22 protein-coding genes are annotated in these 16,507 nt (G+C 70.9%); 5 read left to right on the forward strand and 17 right to left on the reverse strand.

Annotated elements, in window-relative coordinates; all coding sequences use genetic code 11:
- Positions 1-2: 2 nt before the first annotated feature.
- The 4 genes from AB0J64_RS03270 to AB0J64_RS03285 all read left to right on the forward strand — a co-directional run bounded on the left by AB0J64_RS03270 (position 3) and on the right by AB0J64_RS03285 (position 1,785).
- Complete coding sequence (locus tag AB0J64_RS03270; RefSeq protein ID WP_364019810.1) at positions 3-365, forward strand: YciI family protein; 363 nt, start codon at positions 3-5, stop codon at positions 363-365.
- A 129-nt stretch (positions 366-494) separates the two neighbouring features.
- On the forward strand, positions 495-980 hold the full coding sequence (locus tag AB0J64_RS03275; protein ID WP_364019813.1) for a phosphoheptose isomerase: 486 nt from the start codon (positions 495-497) through the stop codon (positions 978-980).
- Positions 977-1,189, forward strand: a complete 213-nt coding sequence (locus tag AB0J64_RS03280) for a HypC/HybG/HupF family hydrogenase formation chaperone (protein WP_364019816.1) — start codon at positions 977-979, stop codon at positions 1,187-1,189. The genes AB0J64_RS03275 and AB0J64_RS03280 overlap by 4 nt, the downstream gene beginning before the upstream one ends.
- A complete protein-coding gene (locus AB0J64_RS03285) occupies positions 1,186-1,785 on the forward strand; it encodes an SIS domain-containing protein (RefSeq protein WP_364019819.1) in 600 nt (199 codons plus the stop codon). The genes AB0J64_RS03280 and AB0J64_RS03285 overlap by 4 nt, the downstream gene beginning before the upstream one ends.
- Here the strand turns inward: AB0J64_RS03285 and hypE are convergent.
- The 12 genes from hypE to AB0J64_RS03345 form a co-directional block, all read right to left on the reverse strand.
- Positions 1,768-2,841 (reverse strand): hydrogenase expression/formation protein HypE, encoded by a 1,074-nt coding sequence (gene hypE / locus AB0J64_RS03290; protein WP_364019822.1) that lies wholly within the window; start codon positions 2,839-2,841, stop codon positions 1,768-1,770. The two genes, AB0J64_RS03285 and hypE, sit on opposite strands and share 18 nt — an antisense overlap.
- A complete protein-coding gene (gene hypD, locus AB0J64_RS03295) occupies positions 2,838-3,992 on the reverse strand; it encodes a hydrogenase formation protein HypD (protein WP_364019825.1) in 1,155 nt (384 codons plus the stop codon). Before hypD ends, hypE begins: the two co-directional genes overlap by 4 nt.
- 21 nt (positions 3,993-4,013) lie before the next feature.
- Positions 4,014-4,286, reverse strand: a complete 273-nt coding sequence (locus AB0J64_RS03300; protein ID WP_364019828.1) for a HypC/HybG/HupF family hydrogenase formation chaperone — start codon at positions 4,284-4,286, stop codon at positions 4,014-4,016.
- A complete protein-coding gene (locus tag AB0J64_RS03305; RefSeq protein WP_364019831.1) occupies positions 4,264-4,629 on the reverse strand; it encodes a hydrogenase maturation nickel metallochaperone HypA in 366 nt (121 codons plus the stop codon). The genes AB0J64_RS03300 and AB0J64_RS03305 overlap by 23 nt, the downstream gene beginning before the upstream one ends.
- A 124-nt stretch (positions 4,630-4,753) precedes the next feature.
- The gene (locus tag AB0J64_RS03310; protein ID WP_364019834.1) at positions 4,754-5,554 is read right to left on the reverse strand and encodes a hydrogenase maturation protease; all 801 of its coding nucleotides are present in this window, start codon (positions 5,552-5,554) and stop codon (positions 4,754-4,756) included.
- Positions 5,551-6,429 (reverse strand): hypothetical protein, encoded by an 879-nt coding sequence (locus tag AB0J64_RS03315; protein WP_364019836.1) that lies wholly within the window; start codon positions 6,427-6,429, stop codon positions 5,551-5,553. Before AB0J64_RS03315 ends, AB0J64_RS03310 begins: the two co-directional genes overlap by 4 nt.
- Before the next feature lie 6 nt (positions 6,430-6,435).
- On the reverse strand, positions 6,436-7,074 hold the full coding sequence (locus tag AB0J64_RS03320) for a DUF6084 family protein (protein WP_364019839.1): 639 nt from the start codon (positions 7,072-7,074) through the stop codon (positions 6,436-6,438).
- Positions 7,075-7,084: 10 nt separating this feature from the next.
- Positions 7,085-7,303 (reverse strand): hypothetical protein, encoded by a 219-nt coding sequence (locus AB0J64_RS03325; protein ID WP_357603912.1) that lies wholly within the window; start codon positions 7,301-7,303, stop codon positions 7,085-7,087.
- Positions 7,300-7,926, reverse strand: coding sequence for a DUF5947 family protein (locus AB0J64_RS03330; protein WP_364019843.1), 627 nt, complete (start codon positions 7,924-7,926; stop codon positions 7,300-7,302). The genes AB0J64_RS03325 and AB0J64_RS03330 overlap by 4 nt, the downstream gene beginning before the upstream one ends.
- On the reverse strand, positions 7,923-8,360 hold the full coding sequence (locus AB0J64_RS03335; protein ID WP_364019846.1) for a hypothetical protein: 438 nt from the start codon (positions 8,358-8,360) through the stop codon (positions 7,923-7,925). Before AB0J64_RS03335 ends, AB0J64_RS03330 begins: the two co-directional genes overlap by 4 nt.
- 9 nt (positions 8,361-8,369) lie before the next feature.
- Positions 8,370-10,175: a nickel-dependent hydrogenase large subunit gene (locus tag AB0J64_RS03340; RefSeq protein ID WP_364019848.1), complete on the reverse strand. Its 1,806-nt coding sequence runs from the start codon at positions 10,173-10,175 to the stop codon at positions 8,370-8,372.
- Positions 10,176-10,191: 16 nt separating this feature from the next.
- Positions 10,192-11,238 (reverse strand): hydrogenase expression protein HypE, encoded by a 1,047-nt coding sequence (locus AB0J64_RS03345; RefSeq protein ID WP_364019851.1) that lies wholly within the window; start codon positions 11,236-11,238, stop codon positions 10,192-10,194.
- 108 nt (positions 11,239-11,346) lie between these two features.
- Between AB0J64_RS03345 and AB0J64_RS03350 the strand changes: the two genes are divergently transcribed.
- Positions 11,347-11,862, forward strand: a complete 516-nt coding sequence (locus tag AB0J64_RS03350) for a hypothetical protein (protein ID WP_364019854.1) — start codon at positions 11,347-11,349, stop codon at positions 11,860-11,862.
- Here AB0J64_RS03350 and hypF read toward each other — a convergent pair.
- The 5 genes from hypF to AB0J64_RS03375 all read right to left on the reverse strand — a co-directional run bounded on the left by hypF (position 11,838) and on the right by AB0J64_RS03375 (position 16,427).
- Positions 11,838-14,105, reverse strand: a complete 2,268-nt coding sequence (gene hypF, locus AB0J64_RS03355) for a carbamoyltransferase HypF (protein WP_364019943.1) — start codon at positions 14,103-14,105, stop codon at positions 11,838-11,840. The two genes, AB0J64_RS03350 and hypF, sit on opposite strands and share 25 nt — an antisense overlap.
- A 129-nt stretch (positions 14,106-14,234) precedes the next feature.
- The gene (locus AB0J64_RS03360; RefSeq protein WP_364019857.1) at positions 14,235-14,960 is read right to left on the reverse strand and encodes a hypothetical protein; all 726 of its coding nucleotides are present in this window, start codon (positions 14,958-14,960) and stop codon (positions 14,235-14,237) included.
- 159 nt (positions 14,961-15,119) lie between these two features.
- Positions 15,120-15,797, reverse strand: a complete 678-nt coding sequence (locus AB0J64_RS03365; protein ID WP_364019860.1) for an alpha/beta hydrolase — start codon at positions 15,795-15,797, stop codon at positions 15,120-15,122.
- A 76-nt stretch (positions 15,798-15,873) separates the two neighbouring features.
- Positions 15,874-16,149, reverse strand: a complete 276-nt coding sequence (locus AB0J64_RS03370) for a GlsB/YeaQ/YmgE family stress response membrane protein (protein WP_364019946.1) — start codon at positions 16,147-16,149, stop codon at positions 15,874-15,876.
- A 152-nt stretch (positions 16,150-16,301) separates the two neighbouring features.
- A complete protein-coding gene (locus AB0J64_RS03375; protein WP_364019863.1) occupies positions 16,302-16,427 on the reverse strand; it encodes a hypothetical protein in 126 nt (41 codons plus the stop codon).
- Between the last annotated feature and the right edge of the window lie 80 nt (positions 16,428-16,507).

A 16,507-nucleotide genomic window follows, 5' to 3' on the forward strand; every position in this document is an offset into this window, starting at 1 on the left:
ATATGAGGCACTACCTGCTCAGCATCCAGCAGCCCGACGGCGGCCCGCTGCAGCCGGAGCTCCTGGAGCCGATCATGCGTGAGGTCGCGGCGTTCAACGAGGAGCTCAAGGCGGCCGGGGCCTGGGTCTTCGCCGGCGGGCTGCACGATGCCGGGGCGGCCGTCGTGGTGCGGCCCGGGGGCGGCGAGCCCCTGGTCACCGACGGCCCGTACGTCGAGGGCAAGGAGCACGTCGGCGGCCTGTCCATCGTCAAGGCCCCCGACCTGGAGTCCGCGCTCGCATGGGGCCGCAAGCTGGCCCGCGCGACCACGCTTCCGATCGAGGTCCGCGAGTTCCAGGGCGAGCCACGCGACCACCTGGAGTAGCCGCGCCGACGGCAGGGTCCCGCCAGGCGAATCTTGCCGGGACCTTGCCGAATCGGTGGCGGAGAAATCCCCTTCATCCATGCCGGGCCGCGGTGGAATGGGCGATGTCGTGCATCCGAGGAAGACGGGATGGCGCAAGTGCTCGATCGGGTCCGTGACGCCGCGGGTATGGCGCTGGTGGCAGACGTCGGCGCCGTCATCGAGGCCGCGTCCGACATGTCCGGGCGGTTCCGGAGCGGGGGCAGGCTGCTGGCGTTCGGCCGGGCCGAGGCGGCCGCGGACGCGGCGCACGTGGCGGTGGAGTTCACGCACCCGGTGATCGTGGGCAAGCGCGCGCTGCCCGCGCTCTGCCTGGGCGCCGACCCCTCGTTGCTGCCGATACTGGGACGGCCTCAGGACATCGCCGTGGGGGTCCGGCCCGCCACCGGTGATCTCGCCGCCGCCCGCGCGCTCGGCATGCTGACCGTCGCCCTGACGGCGAACGAGGATTGCCGGGAAGCCGACCACGTGCTGTCGGCGCGCAGCGAGGATCCGCTGGTCGCGCGGGAGATCCACATCACGGTGTACCACCTGCTGTGGGAGCTCGTCCATGTGTTCCAGGAGGCCACCGCATGACCGAGGACGCCTGTGAATCCTGCGTGACCTGCGGCGACGTCGCCGTACAGGTCCGGGTGGTCGGCCTGCTGCCCGCGGGGCTGGCACGGGCCGACACCGGCGCCGGTACGGAGGAGATCAGCGTGGCGCTCGTGGACGCGCGGGTCGGCGACACCGTGCTGGTGCACGCGGGCGAGGCCATCGCCGTGATCGGAAGGGACGGACAATGACCGGGACGCTCTATCCGTTCCTGCGGCGTGACCCGCTCGACCTGGCGATGTCCACGGCCGAGAAGGCGCTCGAGAGCCTGGAGCTGCGGCGGCGGGTGCTCGACGAGCTCGAGGCGCCGCTGGTGGCGTGCGCGGCGGCGATGGCCGCCGCGTTCCGCGCGGGCGGGCGGCTGTTCACGTTCGGCAACGGCGGCAGCAGCACGGACGCGAGATCGCTGGCGGCGCTGTTCACCGGGCGTGGGCTGCCCGCGGTGTCGCTGGCCTGCGACTCGGCGCTGGTCACGGCGCTCGGCAACGACATCGGCTTCGACGTGGTGTTCGCGCGCCAGCTCGCCGCGCTCGGCGGCGAGGGCGACATCGCCTGCGCGCTGTCCACCAGCGGCGGCTCGGCGAACGTGCTGAGCGGGCTGACCCAGGCCGGGAGCCAGGGGATGGTGACGATCGGCTTCGCCGGCTCGGGAGGCGGGCGCATGGCCGAGGAGCGGCTGGCCGAGCACCTGTTCGTGGTCCCGTCGTCGTCGGTGCACCGCATCCAGGAGGCGCAGGCGACGCTGTACCACGTGCTGGCCGTCCTGGTGTCAGCAGATGCGGGGTAGCGGGTCGCCCACGAGCACGTCCACCACCCTGGTGCCGCCGAAGGCGGTGCGGAGCAGGACCAGCCCGGCCGGAGCGTCGGCGACGGTCCCGACGATCGCGGCGTCGGCGCCCAGCGGGTGGGAGCGCAGGGTCTCGAGTGCCTGGCCGGCGTGCTCGCCGTCCACCACCGCCACGAAGCGGCCCTCGCAGGCCACGTAGAGCGGGTCGAGGCCGAGGAGCTCGCACACGCCGGTGACCTCGGGCCGTACCGGGATCTGATCCTCCCGCAGCACGACGGCCACCTCCGACGCGCGGGCCACCTCGTTGAGCACGGTGGCCACCCCTCCCCGGGTGGCGTCTCTCAGCGCCCTGACGTGCTGCGGCAGCGCCTTCAGCAGCTCGGAGACGATCCCGTGGAGCGGGGCCGTGTCGGACGTGATCGGCGCCTCGATGTCGAAGTCGCCCCTGGCCAGCATGATGGCCGCGCCGTGCTCCCCGATCGGGCCCGACACGATGACGGCGTCCCCGGGCCGCGCACGCGCGGCCGACAGCGTGACCGGCTCCTCGACGAGCCCGACTCCGGCCGTGGTGATGTAGCAGCCGTCGGCCTTGCCGCGCTGGACGACTTTGGTGTCGCCGGTGACGATCGCCACCTCGGCCGCCGCCGCGGCAGCCGCCATCGAGTCGGTGATGCGCCGCAGGTCGGCGACGGGGAAGCCCTCCTCCAGGATGAAGCCCGCCGACAGGTGGGCCGGCCGGGCCCCGCACATGGCCAGGTCGTTCACGGTGCCGTTGACGGCCAGGTCGCCGATGTCGCCGCCGGCGAAGAACAGCGGCGACACCACGTAGGAGTCGGTGGTGAAGGCCAGCTGTCCGTCCCCGATCCGCAGGAGCGCGCCGTCGTCCAACGGGGCGAGCAGCGGGTTGCGGAACGCCTCCAGGAAGACGGCCTCGATCAGGGTCTGCGTGGCCTTGCCTCCGGCGCCGTGGGCGAGCGTGATGAGCTCCTCCCTGATGACCGGCTTGCGGCGCCGGATCCGCTCGATGCGGTCGAGCACCTGCTGCTCGCGGCTCATGCCCGGCTCGCCTCCTCCGCCAGCGGCTCGCGAGCCGCCGCCCGCATCTGCTCCCGGCTGAACCGCCCGAAGTTGTAGTACGCGGCACAGGCGCCTTCCGAGGACACCATGCAGGTGCCGATCGGCGTCTCCGGCGTGCAGGCGGTGCCGAACACCTTGCACTCCCACGGCTTGAGCACCCCTTTGAGCACCTCGCCGCACTGGCAGGACTTGGGGTCGGCCACGCGCACACCGGGCAGGTCGAAGATCCGCTCGGCGTCGAAGGCGGCGTACTCGTCCGCCATGGCGAGGGCGGAGTGCGCGATGAACCCGAGCCCGCGCCACTCGAAGTGCGGTCGCAGCCGCATCACCCGGCCGATGGCCGACAGCGCGACGCGGTTGCCGTCCCAGGGCACCACGCGGGCGTACTGGTTCTCCACCTCGCAGCGGCCCTCGGCGAGCTGGCCGAGCAGCATGTGCACGGAGGCCAGGATGTCCAGCGGCTCGAACCCGGCCACCACCATCGGTTTGCCGTAGTCGCGGGCGATGAACCCGTACGGCTCGCAGCCGATCACCGCCGAGACGTGGCCGGGGCCGATGAACCCGTCGAGCCGCAGGTCCGGCGAGTCGAGGATGGCCTTGATCGCCGGAATGATCATGACGTGGTTGCAGAAGACGGAGAAGTTGGCCAGGCCCTCCTCCGCGGCCCGCAGCACGGTCATCGCGGTGGAGGGCGCGGTGGTCTCGAACCCGATCGCCATGAACACGACTCTCCGGTCCGGGTTGGCCCGCGCGATCTTGAGTGCGTCCAGCGGCGAGTAGACCATCCGGATGTCGGCCCCGGCCGCCTTGGCGTCCAGGAACGAGCCCGCACCGCCGGGCACCCGCATCATGTCGCCGAACGACGTCATGATCACGTCGGGCTGGCGGGCGATGTGGATGGCGTCGTCCACCCTGCCCATCGGGATCACGCAGACCGGACAGCCGGGACCGTGCACGAGGTGCACCTCGGGCGGCAGGTGGTCCTCCAGGCCGTGCTTGTAGATGGTGTGCGTGTGGCCGCCGCACACCTCCATGAACGTGTACCGGCGGCCCGGCCGGCAGCGCGCGGCGATCTGCGCGGCGAGCGCCCGCGCCCGGTCCGCGTCGCGGAACTCATCGACGAACCGCATCAGAGGCCCCCTCGCCCGATCTCACGTGATGTCCGAGGCACGCAGCGCGTCTAGCTCGTCCGCGTACGGCTGTCCGAGCCCCTCCAGGTAGTCGAGCACGGCCTGCGCCTCCTTCTCGGAGATCTTGGACAGCGCGAACCCGACGTGCACGAGCACCCAGTCGCCCGGCACGAGCCGCTCCTCGGCGAGCAGGCCGATGTTGATGCGCCGGCGCACGCCGCTGACGTCCACCACGGCCAGGTCGTCGTGCTCGGGGACGCGTTCGACGAGCTCACCGGGGATGCCGAGACACACCGGGCACCTCCTCGCCGAAGGTGACGGACTCCAGCACCAGCTCCTCGCCGCCGCTGACGTCGACGTCGTCACCGCCGCAGACGGGGCAGACGGCCAGCGCGTCCACCGACTCGGAGAGGCTGCCGCAGGTCTCGCAGCGCACGGTCATCGGCGTGACGACGAGCTCCACCTCGGCGTCCTGCGCGGCCGTGCCGGCCGCGGCCATCGTGAACGCCTGGTCGAAGGCGTCACCGACGACGGCGTGCCGGGCGCCGACGCGTACCCGGGCGGCCTTGACCCGCCTGCCCCCCGCCCGCTGCTGGATCAGCTCGACGAGGCCCTCGCACATCCCGATCTCATGCATGCTGCCTACATTCGTTCCATCTTCAGGTACCGCCGGATGTCCGGCCATTGGTGGACCATCAGCGCCGTCAGCCCGCAGACCACGAGCAGCGATATCACGCGTGACTTCCTCATCTCAGATCACCTCACCGGGGTGCCGGATCGCGGGAGCCCGGAACGGTGCTTTCCGCAATCATTTCCATAACCAGGGACTTCACAAGGCTCGCGGCCTCGCCGACCATCGCCCGTACGGGCTCGCTCAGCTCGAACAGCGCCTCCCCGACCGAGACCGGCTCGCAGCAGACGACCCGCACCAGGGCGGGGAGCCGGCCGAGCTGCCGGGCCAGCCGCAGGACCCTGACCGGGTCCATGCCGTGTGTCTCCACCAGCGTGTCGCTCTCGTCCGGGAGCTCGGGCTCGAGGACGGTGAGCGTGCCGGGAGCCTGGCCGCGCGCCGCCGCGTCCACGAAGACCACGCCCGCGTACTCCCGTTGCAGGGCGTAGGCCAGGTCCATGCCGCGGATGCCGAAATCGACGACGTCCACGCCTTCCGGGACGGCCGCCTCCTCAGCGAGGCGGCGGACCACCTCGACGCCGAACCCGTCGTCGCCCAGGAACACGTTGCCGATCCCGGCGACCAGGACGCGGACGGGGCTTTCGAGGGGCTCGATCTCCTCGGCGGAGTAGAAGAACCGGTGCCCGGGCAGCCGGGCCTCGCCCAGGTCGCGCCCGGGGTCGTCGTCGAGCGTGACCGCGACGTGGAAGGCGCCCTCGTCGTCCTGTTCCACGCTCTCCACCACCGCGACGCGGCCGTCGAGCACGAGGTCGAAGATGTCGGCCCGGTTCCCGGGTCGCAGCCGGACCCTGCTGCCCGGCCCGACCGGCACTCCGCCGACGACCACCTCGCCGGGGCCGGGGCTCTCCATCTGATCCCAGAATTCGCTCATGGCTCCGTCCTGCGCATGATGCCGTGGAGCCGCATCAGCTCCTCGGGCGTGAGGGACTCGCAGCGGTCGAGGATCTCCCGGGCGCGCGGGTCTCCATCACGGATCTCGTGCCGCTCCTCGTCGCTGAGCGCGAGCACGCTCAGCGTGAGGAGCTGGTCGATCTCGGTCGCGTCGAACAGGTCGCCCGGGCTCTCCGGCGAGATCTTCGGGTTGTCGTACAGGATGATCGGTGCGGACAGGACGGTGTCCTGCCCGACGAGCACCGGCCAGGCGCCGACGTTGTCGCAGCCCGCCGCGTACGCCCGCAGCTCCTCGGGCGGGTCCATGAGCGAGACGAACCGGGCGCCCCGCGCTCGCAGCACGGTGTGCGCGGAGACCAGCGTGCGGCGCATGGCCTCGTCGCGGGTGCCTCCGTGCCAGGGCGTCGTGTTGGCCACCTCGACCGTGATCCGGAACAGGTCCGGCCGCAGCCGCCGCGCGCTCGCCTCGATCCGGCCGCACAGGGCCTCCCAGCCGCGGGCCACGTCTCCGGGGCCGCGGCGGAGCCCGTCCGGAATGTCGAGCTTGGTGATGACGGGGCCGGACAGCAGCTCGTCCAGGACGAGGCCCGGCACGTTCACCTCGCGCTCCCGCGCCTCCTGGCCGGGCGGGTTGCGGGTCACGACGTGCAGGAAGCGCACGCACACGTCAACGGTGTCGCGGGGCCCGGCTTGGAGCAGGCACTCGGTACGCATCATCGACGGGCTGCCGTACCCCTCGGGGTGGACGCCGCCGATCGTCCAGCGGTGCCGGTTCTTCAGCGCCGACTCCCGGTACGGCCACAGCAGGTAGCCCTCGTACAGCACGGCACGCGCGATCTGCCTGACATGGTCCATGCGTGGTCAGCCTCCGCTCGTCTCCAACAGCGACCGCACCGCGTCGTCCCAGCCGAGCAGCGTGTGCCGCACCCGGTGCGCGTACAGGCGGTCGAACGTGTCGCGCTCCAGCCGGATCCAGGCGGTACGCGGGAAGTGGCGGTCCATCAGCTCCTTCCACACCGCCACCGGCATGCGGAAGGCCGACTCCGTGTCCCACGGCAGGTGGGCGGCCTGCAGGCGCCCCTCGTCCGAGTAGAACAGGGTGCCGGTGAACAGGAACCGCAGCGGCACCTCGCCGTCGGGCAGGCCGTGCAGGTACTTGGCCGCGGCCACGTCGAAGTCATAGGTGCAGGGGACGGTGACCGGCGCGGTGGTGGCGCCGGTGAAGGCCGGGACGTGCGTGACCGTCTGCGTCCACAGCAGGCTGGACAGGTTGCGTCCCCAGGCCGTGGGCGGGCCGAACAGCTCGGCCAGCCGCTCCCGCGCCTGCTCGTCGTAGCTGCGGTTGGTGGCGTCGATGCGGATCTGCGTGGTCAGCGTGAGCGCGCGGATCGGCGCGTCCGCCTCCAGACGGAGCAGGAAACGCAGCGCGGGCGCGACGGCGGGCTCGGTCGCGTCGACGCCGCGCACCTCGATCCGCAGCGCCGGTGATGTCGGTGGCATGGTGTCGGGATCAGGCGGGCGACAGGTTGGGCATGTCGGGGTCGATCGGGTCGTGCTTGGCCGGGTTGACGCCGGTCGAGCGCCGAGCCGTGGAGCGGCCGTCGGACAGGTGCCCGTCCTGCTTGTCGTAGTTGCCGCTCGTGTTGCCCTCGTGGACGCCCTTGACGTGGGCGGGGGCGTCGGGGCGCACGTCGCGCCGGCCCGTCTTGATCGTGCTCTTCTTGGTCATGTCGTGCTCCTGTCGGTGACCGGCGAGCACCGGTCGTCGAGGTCGGTGAAGAATCGGGTGATGTGCTGGCGTACGTCCGGGCCGCCCGTCAGCCCTCGCCACCGCGTACGGATGGCGCCGACGAGCGCGTAACAGTCGTCCACCGGCACGATCCAGGCGCCGCGGTCGCGGTCGGCGAGCAGGGCCTCGACGTCGGGCTCCAGCTCCTGGAGCGCCGGGTTCTCCCGCAGCAGCCGCTCCCAGGCGGGCAGGTCGACGGACGCCTGCACCGCCCCGGCGGGACTCGGGTAGTACTGGACCGGAAGCCCGGTGCCCGAGTCATGGATCACGAACACCGTGCGCACCGGCGTCCGCAGGCCCGCCCAGGTCTCCTCGTCCAGGCTCAGGCCGCTCAGCCGCAGGCGGCGCTCCGGCACCAGCCGATAGTGCCCGCCGCCGGCCGCCGCGTGGTCGAACAGCACCTGGCAGGCCCGGCACGCGCAGCGCAGCTCGCGCTTGGGCAGTTCGATCAGGTGGCGGTGGGTGGCGGGCAGCGGCTCGGCGCACAGCTCGCAGTCCTGCGCCGGATGCGGCCGCTCGCGCTCATTGGGCCGCGTGGCGAGCCGGCGCAGCAGACCGGTCATGTCGCCGGCGCCCGGCGGACGGCCAGGCTCTCGACCGGGATCAGGGCCGTGTCCGCGAACTCGATCTCGACCCGTTCGATCTCCGGTGCCGCGTCGTGCACCGCCTGCCGCATGGCGGCCGTGGACGAGCGGCAGGCGCCCGCCCGCAGGCGCAGGCGTACCAGGTCCTCCTCGACGGCGAGCACGTCGGCCGAGCTGTCGGCGATCGCCGTCTCCACCCGGGCCCGCGTGTCCAGCGGGTGCAGGTCGTGCAGCAGGAGCAGCGGCGAGACCAGCTCGTCCGCGGCCAGGCGCGCCGCCGCCTCCTCGCCCGCGACGGCCATGACCCGTGCCAGGCCCTCGCCGTACAGGTCGAGCAGCTCCCCGACGAGCTCGGTCGCGGCCGGGCCGGCCTGTTCGAGCAGGGCCTCGATCCTGTCGATGCGCTCGTTCATCGCCCGTCCCTAGCCGGAGAAGCTTGCGCCGAAGGTGGGCGAATGCACCTGCTTGAGCACCTTGCCGTCGCCCAGGTACATGTGCACGCCGCAGGGCAGGCACGGGTCGAAGCTGCGCACGGTACGCATGATGTCGATGCCCTTGAACGAGTCGGAGCCGTTCTCCTCGAAGATCGGCATGCCCTGCACCGCGTCCTCATAGGGCCCCGGCGTGCCGTACATGTCGCGCGGGCTGGCGTTCCACGGCGTCGGCGGGTACGGATGGTAGTTCGCGATCTTGCCCTCGCGGATCACCATGTGGTGCGAGAGCACCCCGCGCACCGCCTCGTGGAAACCGACCCCGATCGCCTCGTCCGGCACGTCGAAGTCGGTGAACACCTTCGTGCGCCCGGCCCTGACCTCGCCCATCGCCTGATCGAGGAAGTACAGCGCCATCGCCGCCGCGTACGCCACGAAGTAGGCGCGGGCGCGGTTTCGCTCGAGGGTGTTCGCCCAGCGCGGGATCTTCCACTCCAGCCGCGTCTCCGGGAGGGACGCGCTCCTGGGCAGGTTGATCTCCACGCTCTGCCCGGTGGAACGGACCGTGCCGGTGTCGACGAGGCGGCCGAGCGCCGTGGACCACAGCCGGGCCAGCGGGCCGCCGCCGGTGTCGAGCGCCAGGTAGTCGTCGGTGCGCGAGTCGTACCAGCGGGGGCTCATCACCCAGCTGTAGTTGCCGCTCTCCAGGTCGCGCTTCTGCGGCTTGGGCAGCGTCGTCTGGTTCCACGGGTGGCGCTGGTCCACCGGGTTGCCGAGCGGGTCGTGGGTGACGAACGTCTCCTCGGCCTGCCAGTCGTCGTAGTACGAGCTGCCCAGCAGGATCCGCATGCCGAGGTTGATGTCCACCAGGTTCGTGGTCAGCAGCTCGCCGTCCAGGACGATGCCCGGCGTGACGAACATCCGCCGGCCCCAGCCGTTCATGCTCCGGTAGTCGTAGTCGACCACCGCCGGGTCCTGGAAGGCGCCCCAGCATCCGAGCATCACCCGCCTGCGGCCGACCTCCTCGTAGCCGGGCAGGGCCTCGTAGAAGAAGTCGAAGATGTCGTCGTTCATCGGGACGGCCCTCTTCACGAAGTCGAGGACCTTCAGCAGCCGTGACATGTAGTCGGTGAACACCTGGGGCGTCGCCACCGTGCCCACGCCGCCCGGATACAGCGTGGACGGGTGCACGTGCCTGCCCTCCATCAGGCAGCACATCTCCCTGGTGATCCGGCTGACCTGCAGTGCCTCTTTGTAGAGGTCGCCGCTGAACGGGTTGAACGCGCGCATGATGTCGGCGATCGTCCGGTAGCCGTGGATGCCGGCGTTGGGCGCCTCGGTCGTCTCGGCCCGGCGCAGCAGGTTGGGGTTGGTCTCCTTGACCATCTGCTCGCAGTAGTCGACGAAGACCAGGTTGTCCTGGAAGAGCGTGTGGTCGAACATGTACTCGGCCGCTTCGCCCAGGTTGATGATCCAGTCAGCCAGGGGAGGCGGCTTGATCCCGTAGGCCATGTTCTGGGCGTAGATCGAGCACACCGCGTGGTTGTCGCCGCAGATGCCGCAGATGCGGCTGGTGATGAAGTGCGCGTCGCGAGGGTCCTTGCCCCTCATGAACACGCTGTAGCCGCGGAACAGCGACGAGGTGCTCTTGCACTCGACGACCTCGCGGTTCTTGAAATCGATCTTCGTGTAGATGCCCAGGTTGCCGATGATCCTGGTGATCGGGTCCCAGGACATCTCCACCAGCTCGCGGGTCTCGCCCGCCCGCTTCTTGGTCGGCTCCGTACGGATTGCCACCTCGCCGCTCTCCCTCTCAACCGTTTCCCCAGCGGGGGTCGAACCCGCTCGTCAGCTTGCGGCGGTTGTGGCGCCACTTGGGCTCCTTGTTCGCCGCGTTGTTGGTGAAGGCGCGAAGGCGGCGGATCAGCCGGCCGTACTGGCTGCTGAGCGCCACCGACACCGCCGCGCCGGGGGGTTCGTCCATGAACGGCATGAACTTGTCGGGGAAGCCGGGCATCGTGCACGCGATGCAGATGCCGCCCACGTTGGGGCAGCCGCCGATGCCGTCCATCCAGCCCCGTTTGGTGACGTTGCAGTTGACCACCGGGCCCCAGCAGCCGACGCGCACCAGGCACTTCGGAGAGCTGTAGTCGCGGGCGAAGTCGCCCTGCTCGTAGTAGCCGGCCCGGTCACAGCCCTCGTGCACCGTCTTGCCGAACAGCCAGGTCGGGCGGAGCATCTCGTCCAGCGGGATCATCGGGGCCATGCCGGCGGCCTGGTAGAGCAGCCAGGTCAGCGTCTCCATGAAGTTGTCCGGCTGGACCGGGCAGCCCGGCACGTTGACGATGGGCAGGCCGCCGGCAGAGCGGAAGTCCTTGCCCAGATAGTCGGCCAGCCCCATGCAGCCCGTCGGGTTGCCGGCCATCGCGTGGATGCCCCCGTACGTCGCGCAGGTGCCGGCCGCGACGACCGCCCACGCCTTGGGCGCGAGCCGGTCGATCCACTCGTTGACCGTGATGGGCTCACCGGTGACCGGGTCGTTGCCCATCGACGTCCAGTAGCCCTCGCCGTTGATCCGCTCGTTCGGGATGGAGCCCTCGACGACGAAGATGAACGGGCCGAGCTCGTCCCTGTGCGCCTGGTGGAATGGGGCCATGAAGGCGTCGCCCACCTCGGCGGCCAGCACCTTGTTGTGCAGGTGCACCTTGGGCAGTCCCGGCACGAGCCCGAGGAGGACGTCCTCCAGGCTCGGCAGTGTGGCGGCGGTGACCGAGACGGTGTCACCGTCACAGCTCATGCCCTCCGAGGTCCACAGGATGTGCACCTCTTCAAGGGCAGTCGGCGTTTGCGTGGTTGTCATGGCCCAAGCCCCCTTCTTGGCCCGGTAGAGGTTTAGGTCGCGCTCCGATTGGTAGCCGACCTGCGACTCTACGTAGCGGACATACCGTATTGAGGAGGGTTGTAAACCATGACCCACACCCTGCCGCCCCGTACCGGGCCATACGAGGACCTGCGGGAACGCGTGGCCGTCCGGCCCCGGCGCTCCCTGCCGCGTGCCGGCGCCCGGGGCGCGATCGGCGCCATGGCGATGTCCGGGCTCCGGCAGCTGACGACGTCGATCGGCCTGGTGGCGAAGGTCCCGCCCGAGTCCGTGCTCGAACGCACCATGCCCAGGATCTTCCGCCGGGTGCATCCCAAGCAGCGGCCGGCCCTCGTCGAGCTGGCGCACTGGGGGTACGGCGCGTGCGGCGGGGTGCTGTTCGGGCTGCTGCCCTCCACGGTGCGCGGCCGTCCCTGGGTCGGGCCGGTCTACGGGGCGGCGTTCTGGGCCGCCTTCGAGACGGCCATCGCGCCCGCGCTCGGCCTGCCCCGCCATCCCCGCACCACCGTGGAGCGGCTCGCGCTACTGGCCGACCATCTGCTGTACGGGGTCGTGGTCGGCGCCTCGCCCTGGCCGCATCAGGAGAAACCCGCCGAGGACTGATCGCCGTACGACCGGAGCCGGTCACGGGCGGCGGCCACGGCCACCTGGCCGAGGCTGATGCCGCCGTCGTTGGCCGGCACTCCGGCGTGGGTGAGCACCCGGAACCCCGCGCCGCTCAGCCGTTCCACCGTGCGCCCGAGCAGCAGCACGTTCTGGAAGACGCCGCCGGACAGCGCCACCGTCGCCAGGCCCGTGGCGTCGCGCAGCACGTGGCAGCAGCGCACGACGACCTCGCTCACGCCGTTGTGGAAGCGGGCGGAGATGACGGCCGGCTCGACCCCCGCGACCAGGTCCGCCGCGGCGGCCCGCACCAGATCCGCGCCTGCCACGACGAGGTCGTCGGACACGGCCGCCGGGTAGGCGGCCCGCTCGGCCGGATCGGCGAGTCGCTCCAGCTCGATCGCGGCCTGCCCCTCGTAGGTGATCGTGTCCCGCACGCCGAGCAGCGCCGCCACGGCGTCGAACAGCCGCCCCGCACTCGACGTCACCGGCGCGCCGCGCATCAGCGAATTCACGCTCGCCCACCACCGCTCATGACGCCGGGCCACGTCCAGCGCCGCGCCGTCGCCCTCCAGGTACGCGGCGGCCATGCGCCACGGCTGCCGGATCGCCGCGCTGCCGCCCGGCATCGGCACGGGCGCCAGGTGCCCGGCCCTCTCGAACGACACCAGGTCCGCCAGGAGGAACTCGCCGCCCCACAGAGTCCCGTCGAGCCCGTAGCCGAGCCCGTCGAACGCGACCCCGATCACCCGCCCGTGCTCGCCGTTGTCGGCCAGGCAGGAGGCGATGTGCGCGTGGTGGTGCTGTACGGCGGTCACCTCGACGTCGGGCAGGTCCAGGGCGTGCTTGGTGGACAGGTACTCCGGATGCGGGTCGTACGCGACCACCTCCGGGCGCACGCCGAAGAGCGCGGCGAAGTGCTCGATCCCTTCGACGTAGGACCGGAGCGTCTCGTAGTTCTCCAGGTCGCCGATGTGCGGGGAGACGAACGCGTGACGTCCCTTTCCCAGGCAGAACGTGCTCTTCAGCTCGGCGCCGCAGCCGAGGATGTGCCGGGGCGCCTCGTACGGCAGCGTGAAGGGGCGAGGGGCGTGGCCGCGCGATCTCCGCAGGATCATCCCTCGCCCCCGGAAGGGGCGCACCACCGAGTCGTCGGCACGGAGGTGGATGGGCCGGTCATGCGTGAGGAACGCGTCCGCGATGCCGCCGAGCCGGTCCAGGGCGTCGCGGTCGTCGTACGCGATGGGCTCGTCCGAGCCGTTGCCGCTGGTCAGCACGATCGGCGCGCCCACGGCGGTGAGCAGCAGGTGGTGCAGCGGCGTGTACGGCAGCATCAGCCCGAGGTAGCGCTCGCCCGGTGCGACCGCGCCGGCGACCGCCGCCTCCGGGAGGCGCGGCAGCAGCACGATGGGACGCGCGCGATCGGCCAGCAGCGCCGCGCCTATTGCGTCCACGCCGTCCACCTCGCACAGCCGCCGGGCCTCGTCCAGGTCGGCGACCATGACGGCGAACGGCTTGTCCGCGCGCCGCTTGCGCCGCCGCAGCTCGGCGGCGGCGCTCTCGTCGGAGGCGAGCACCGCGAGGTGGTAGCCGCCGATGCCCTTCACCGCCAGCACCCCGCCCGCCCGCAGCACCTCGGCGGCCCCGGTCAGCGGGTCGCCTGCCACACCCATCAGGCTGAGCGTGGGGCCGCAGGCAGGGCAGCAGATGGGCTGGGCGTGAAAGCGGCGATCGGCCGGATCGTGGAATTCGGCGCGGCAGTCGCCGCACATCTCGAACCCGGCCATCGTCGTCAGCGGCCTGTCGTACGGCATCGCCCGCACGATCGTCAGTCTCGGCCCGCAGTTGACGCAGTTGACAAAGGGGTAGCGGTAGCGCCGGTCAGCGGGGTCGGCCAGCTCGGCCAGGCAGTCGGCGCAGGTCGCGATGTCGGGCGACACCAGCGTGCGGGACGTTCCCGACGGGTCGCTCTCGACGATGCGGAACCGGCCGCCCGCCCGCGTCACGTGGGGGGTCGAGGTGACGGTGACCCGTTCGATCGAGGCCAGCGGGGGCGCGTCGCATTCCAGCCGTACCAGGAACTCGCCGATCTGGTCGCGGCCGCCCTCCAGCTCGACGAAGACGCCGTGGGCGTCGTTGCCGACCCGGCCCGCCAGGCCCAGCCGCGTCGCCAGCCCGTGCACGAAGGGCCGGAACCCCACCCCCTGGACCACGCCTTCGACCCGTACCCGAACCCCCATCATCACAGTCTGCAACGGAACCCGCACAGACTGAATCACCCTCGCCGCCTGCCCGTGTGTCGGCCGCTGCCTGCGCGCACGGAGGCGGCGGCCCGGCTCCCCGAGGAGCCGGGCCCACCGGGGGAGCCTCGGTCAGCCGCGCGAGATCAGTGACCAGCCGTTGTTGACGGGGGAGAAGGCCACGTTGTGGATCGGCAGGTGCTTCGCGGCGAACTTGCGCATCGTCTGGTAGCACTCGTTGTCGATGCCGCGGGTGTAGAAGGCGTTCCCGGCGACGACGGCCCAGCCGCCGGTGTAGGGGAAGGCGACCCGGGTCACGCGGTGCCCGCCGCGCGACAGCTCGCGCATCTTCTGGTAGCACGCCTCGTCGATGTTGCGGGCGTAGAAGCCCTTCGTGGCGACGACGGCCCAGCGGTTGCCGCCCGCCGGGGGGAAGGCGACGTGCACGACCTGCTGGCCGGCCTTGTAGTACGAGAGGATCCGCTGGTAGCACTCCTCAGGGATGTTGCGGGCGAACAGCGTACGGTCACCCGTGATCACCCACCCGCCTCCGGGGGCGAACGCGACGCAATGGATCCTGTTGCCGTCCGCGATCATCTGCTTCAGCTTGGCGAAGCACTCGTCAGGGATGTTCCGCGCGAAGTAACCGCCCTTCTGCGTCACAATGACCCAGCCGTTGGACGGCGTGAACGAGAACGAGGTGATGCCGGAGGCCGCCATCTTTCCCATCGTCTTGTGCGCCTCGTCCGGGATGCGGCGGTTGAAGAAATAGCCGCCGGCCGCTTCGGCCGGGCCGGCGAGTCCGAGGGTGGCCAGTCCGGTGGCGCCGGTCAGCGTGAGAAACCCTCTCCGGTCCATGTCAAGCTCCTCTTACAGATTGTGGATGCGCGTGCCAGTTCGGCCGCATCTGCGAGAGGATGCCATGATCTCGTGAGTTTTGCACACGATCGTCCGAAAAATCGGCTCTTGTCAGCGGTTCGGGGAGTTTGACCGGATGGGCGAGTCGGCCGGCCGCTTTCACGCTAGGAAGGCGCTCACCGCGGCGATGAACGCCTCCGGCCGGTCCCGGTGGACGTGATGTCCCGACGGGATCGTCGTCATGTGCCCGTCGGGTACGAGTCCCGCTATCCGGGCGAGCTGATCTTGCGGCAGTTGGCTCTGCTGCCCTCCGGCGATGACCAGGGTGGGGGCCGTGATGTGCTTGAGCAGGTCCCAGTAGGCAGGATCGGGCTCGTTGCGCTGGCGGTAGATGGCGGCGACGGCGTTCCAGTCGAAAGGCGCGTCGGGGTCGGGCTCTTCGGGCAACATCCGTGGCGGGTTCGCCGCCACCGGCGGCGGGGGCTCCTCCAAGATCAGCCGGTCCACGCGCTCGGGGTCTTCGCCCGCCAGGAGCCAGGAGACGACGGCTCCGAGCGAATGTCCGATCAACGTCACCTTGGACAGGCCCAGCGCGTCCAGGACGGAACGCAGGTCGTCTCGCATCAGCTCGAACGAGTACTCGCCGACCCGGTCGCTGCTGCCGTGCCCGCGCAGGTCCACCGCGTACACGCGATGGGTCCCGGCCAGCGCGGGCGCCACGACGTCCCACGTGGAGCCGCTCTCGCCGAGCGCGTGCAGCAGGATCACGGGTGGCGCCGACGCCGCTCCCTGTGTGCTGTAGGCCAGCCGCAGACCGTTCACCTCAACTGTGTCCATCCCCACAGTCTCGCAGCGGCGCGCCTGCGCGAACGGCCACGGGAGAGGTGACCCGTGGCCGCTCGGAACGCCGCCGCTACTCGCGCCGCCGCTTGCCGCCGTACAGGCCGACGGCCAGTGAGACGCCGAGAGCGGCCAGGGCGATCTGGATGCCGAACTCGATCCAGTCGACCCCGCGGGTGTCGGCGACGCCGAGAGCGGCGGCGATCGCGGTGCCGACCAGCGCCGCGATCACGCCGATCAGGATCGTCAGCCAGATGGGAATGCGCTGGCGGCCTGGGAGGACGAGCCGCCCCAGTGCGCCGATCACGATGCCGATGATGAGGCCGGAAATGATGCCAGTGATCTCCACGCTGAACTCCCCGGGAAACTCGGTGGTCCGCCTGTCCTGCACAACGAACGCGGCCACGGTGACGGTTCCTGCGTCAGGATCCGGTCACGGCCGGCGGTTGCCAGGAGAAGACGGCGGAGGCCCTGGGGGCGGCGGTGGACCGCTTCCAGGCTCTAGGCGAATCGGAAACCCGCGGGCTGGAAGATCGACGCGGCGAAGCTCTGGATGAAGCGCATGATCAGCGCCTCAAGCAGCATCATGGCGGCCTTGGCAAGCAGGGAGGCCAGGAACTCGGACAACTCTCTACCTCACTAACGAAACTGCACTTAAGGTCATATTTCGGTAGAAAGGTGTATATACGGTCACGCTTTAGGTGTCT

Origin of the sequence: Nonomuraea sp. NPDC049695 (genome assembly GCF_040674955.1) — a bacterium.
Lineage (GTDB): Bacteria > Actinomycetota > Actinomycetes > Streptosporangiales > Streptosporangiaceae > Nonomuraea > Nonomuraea helvata.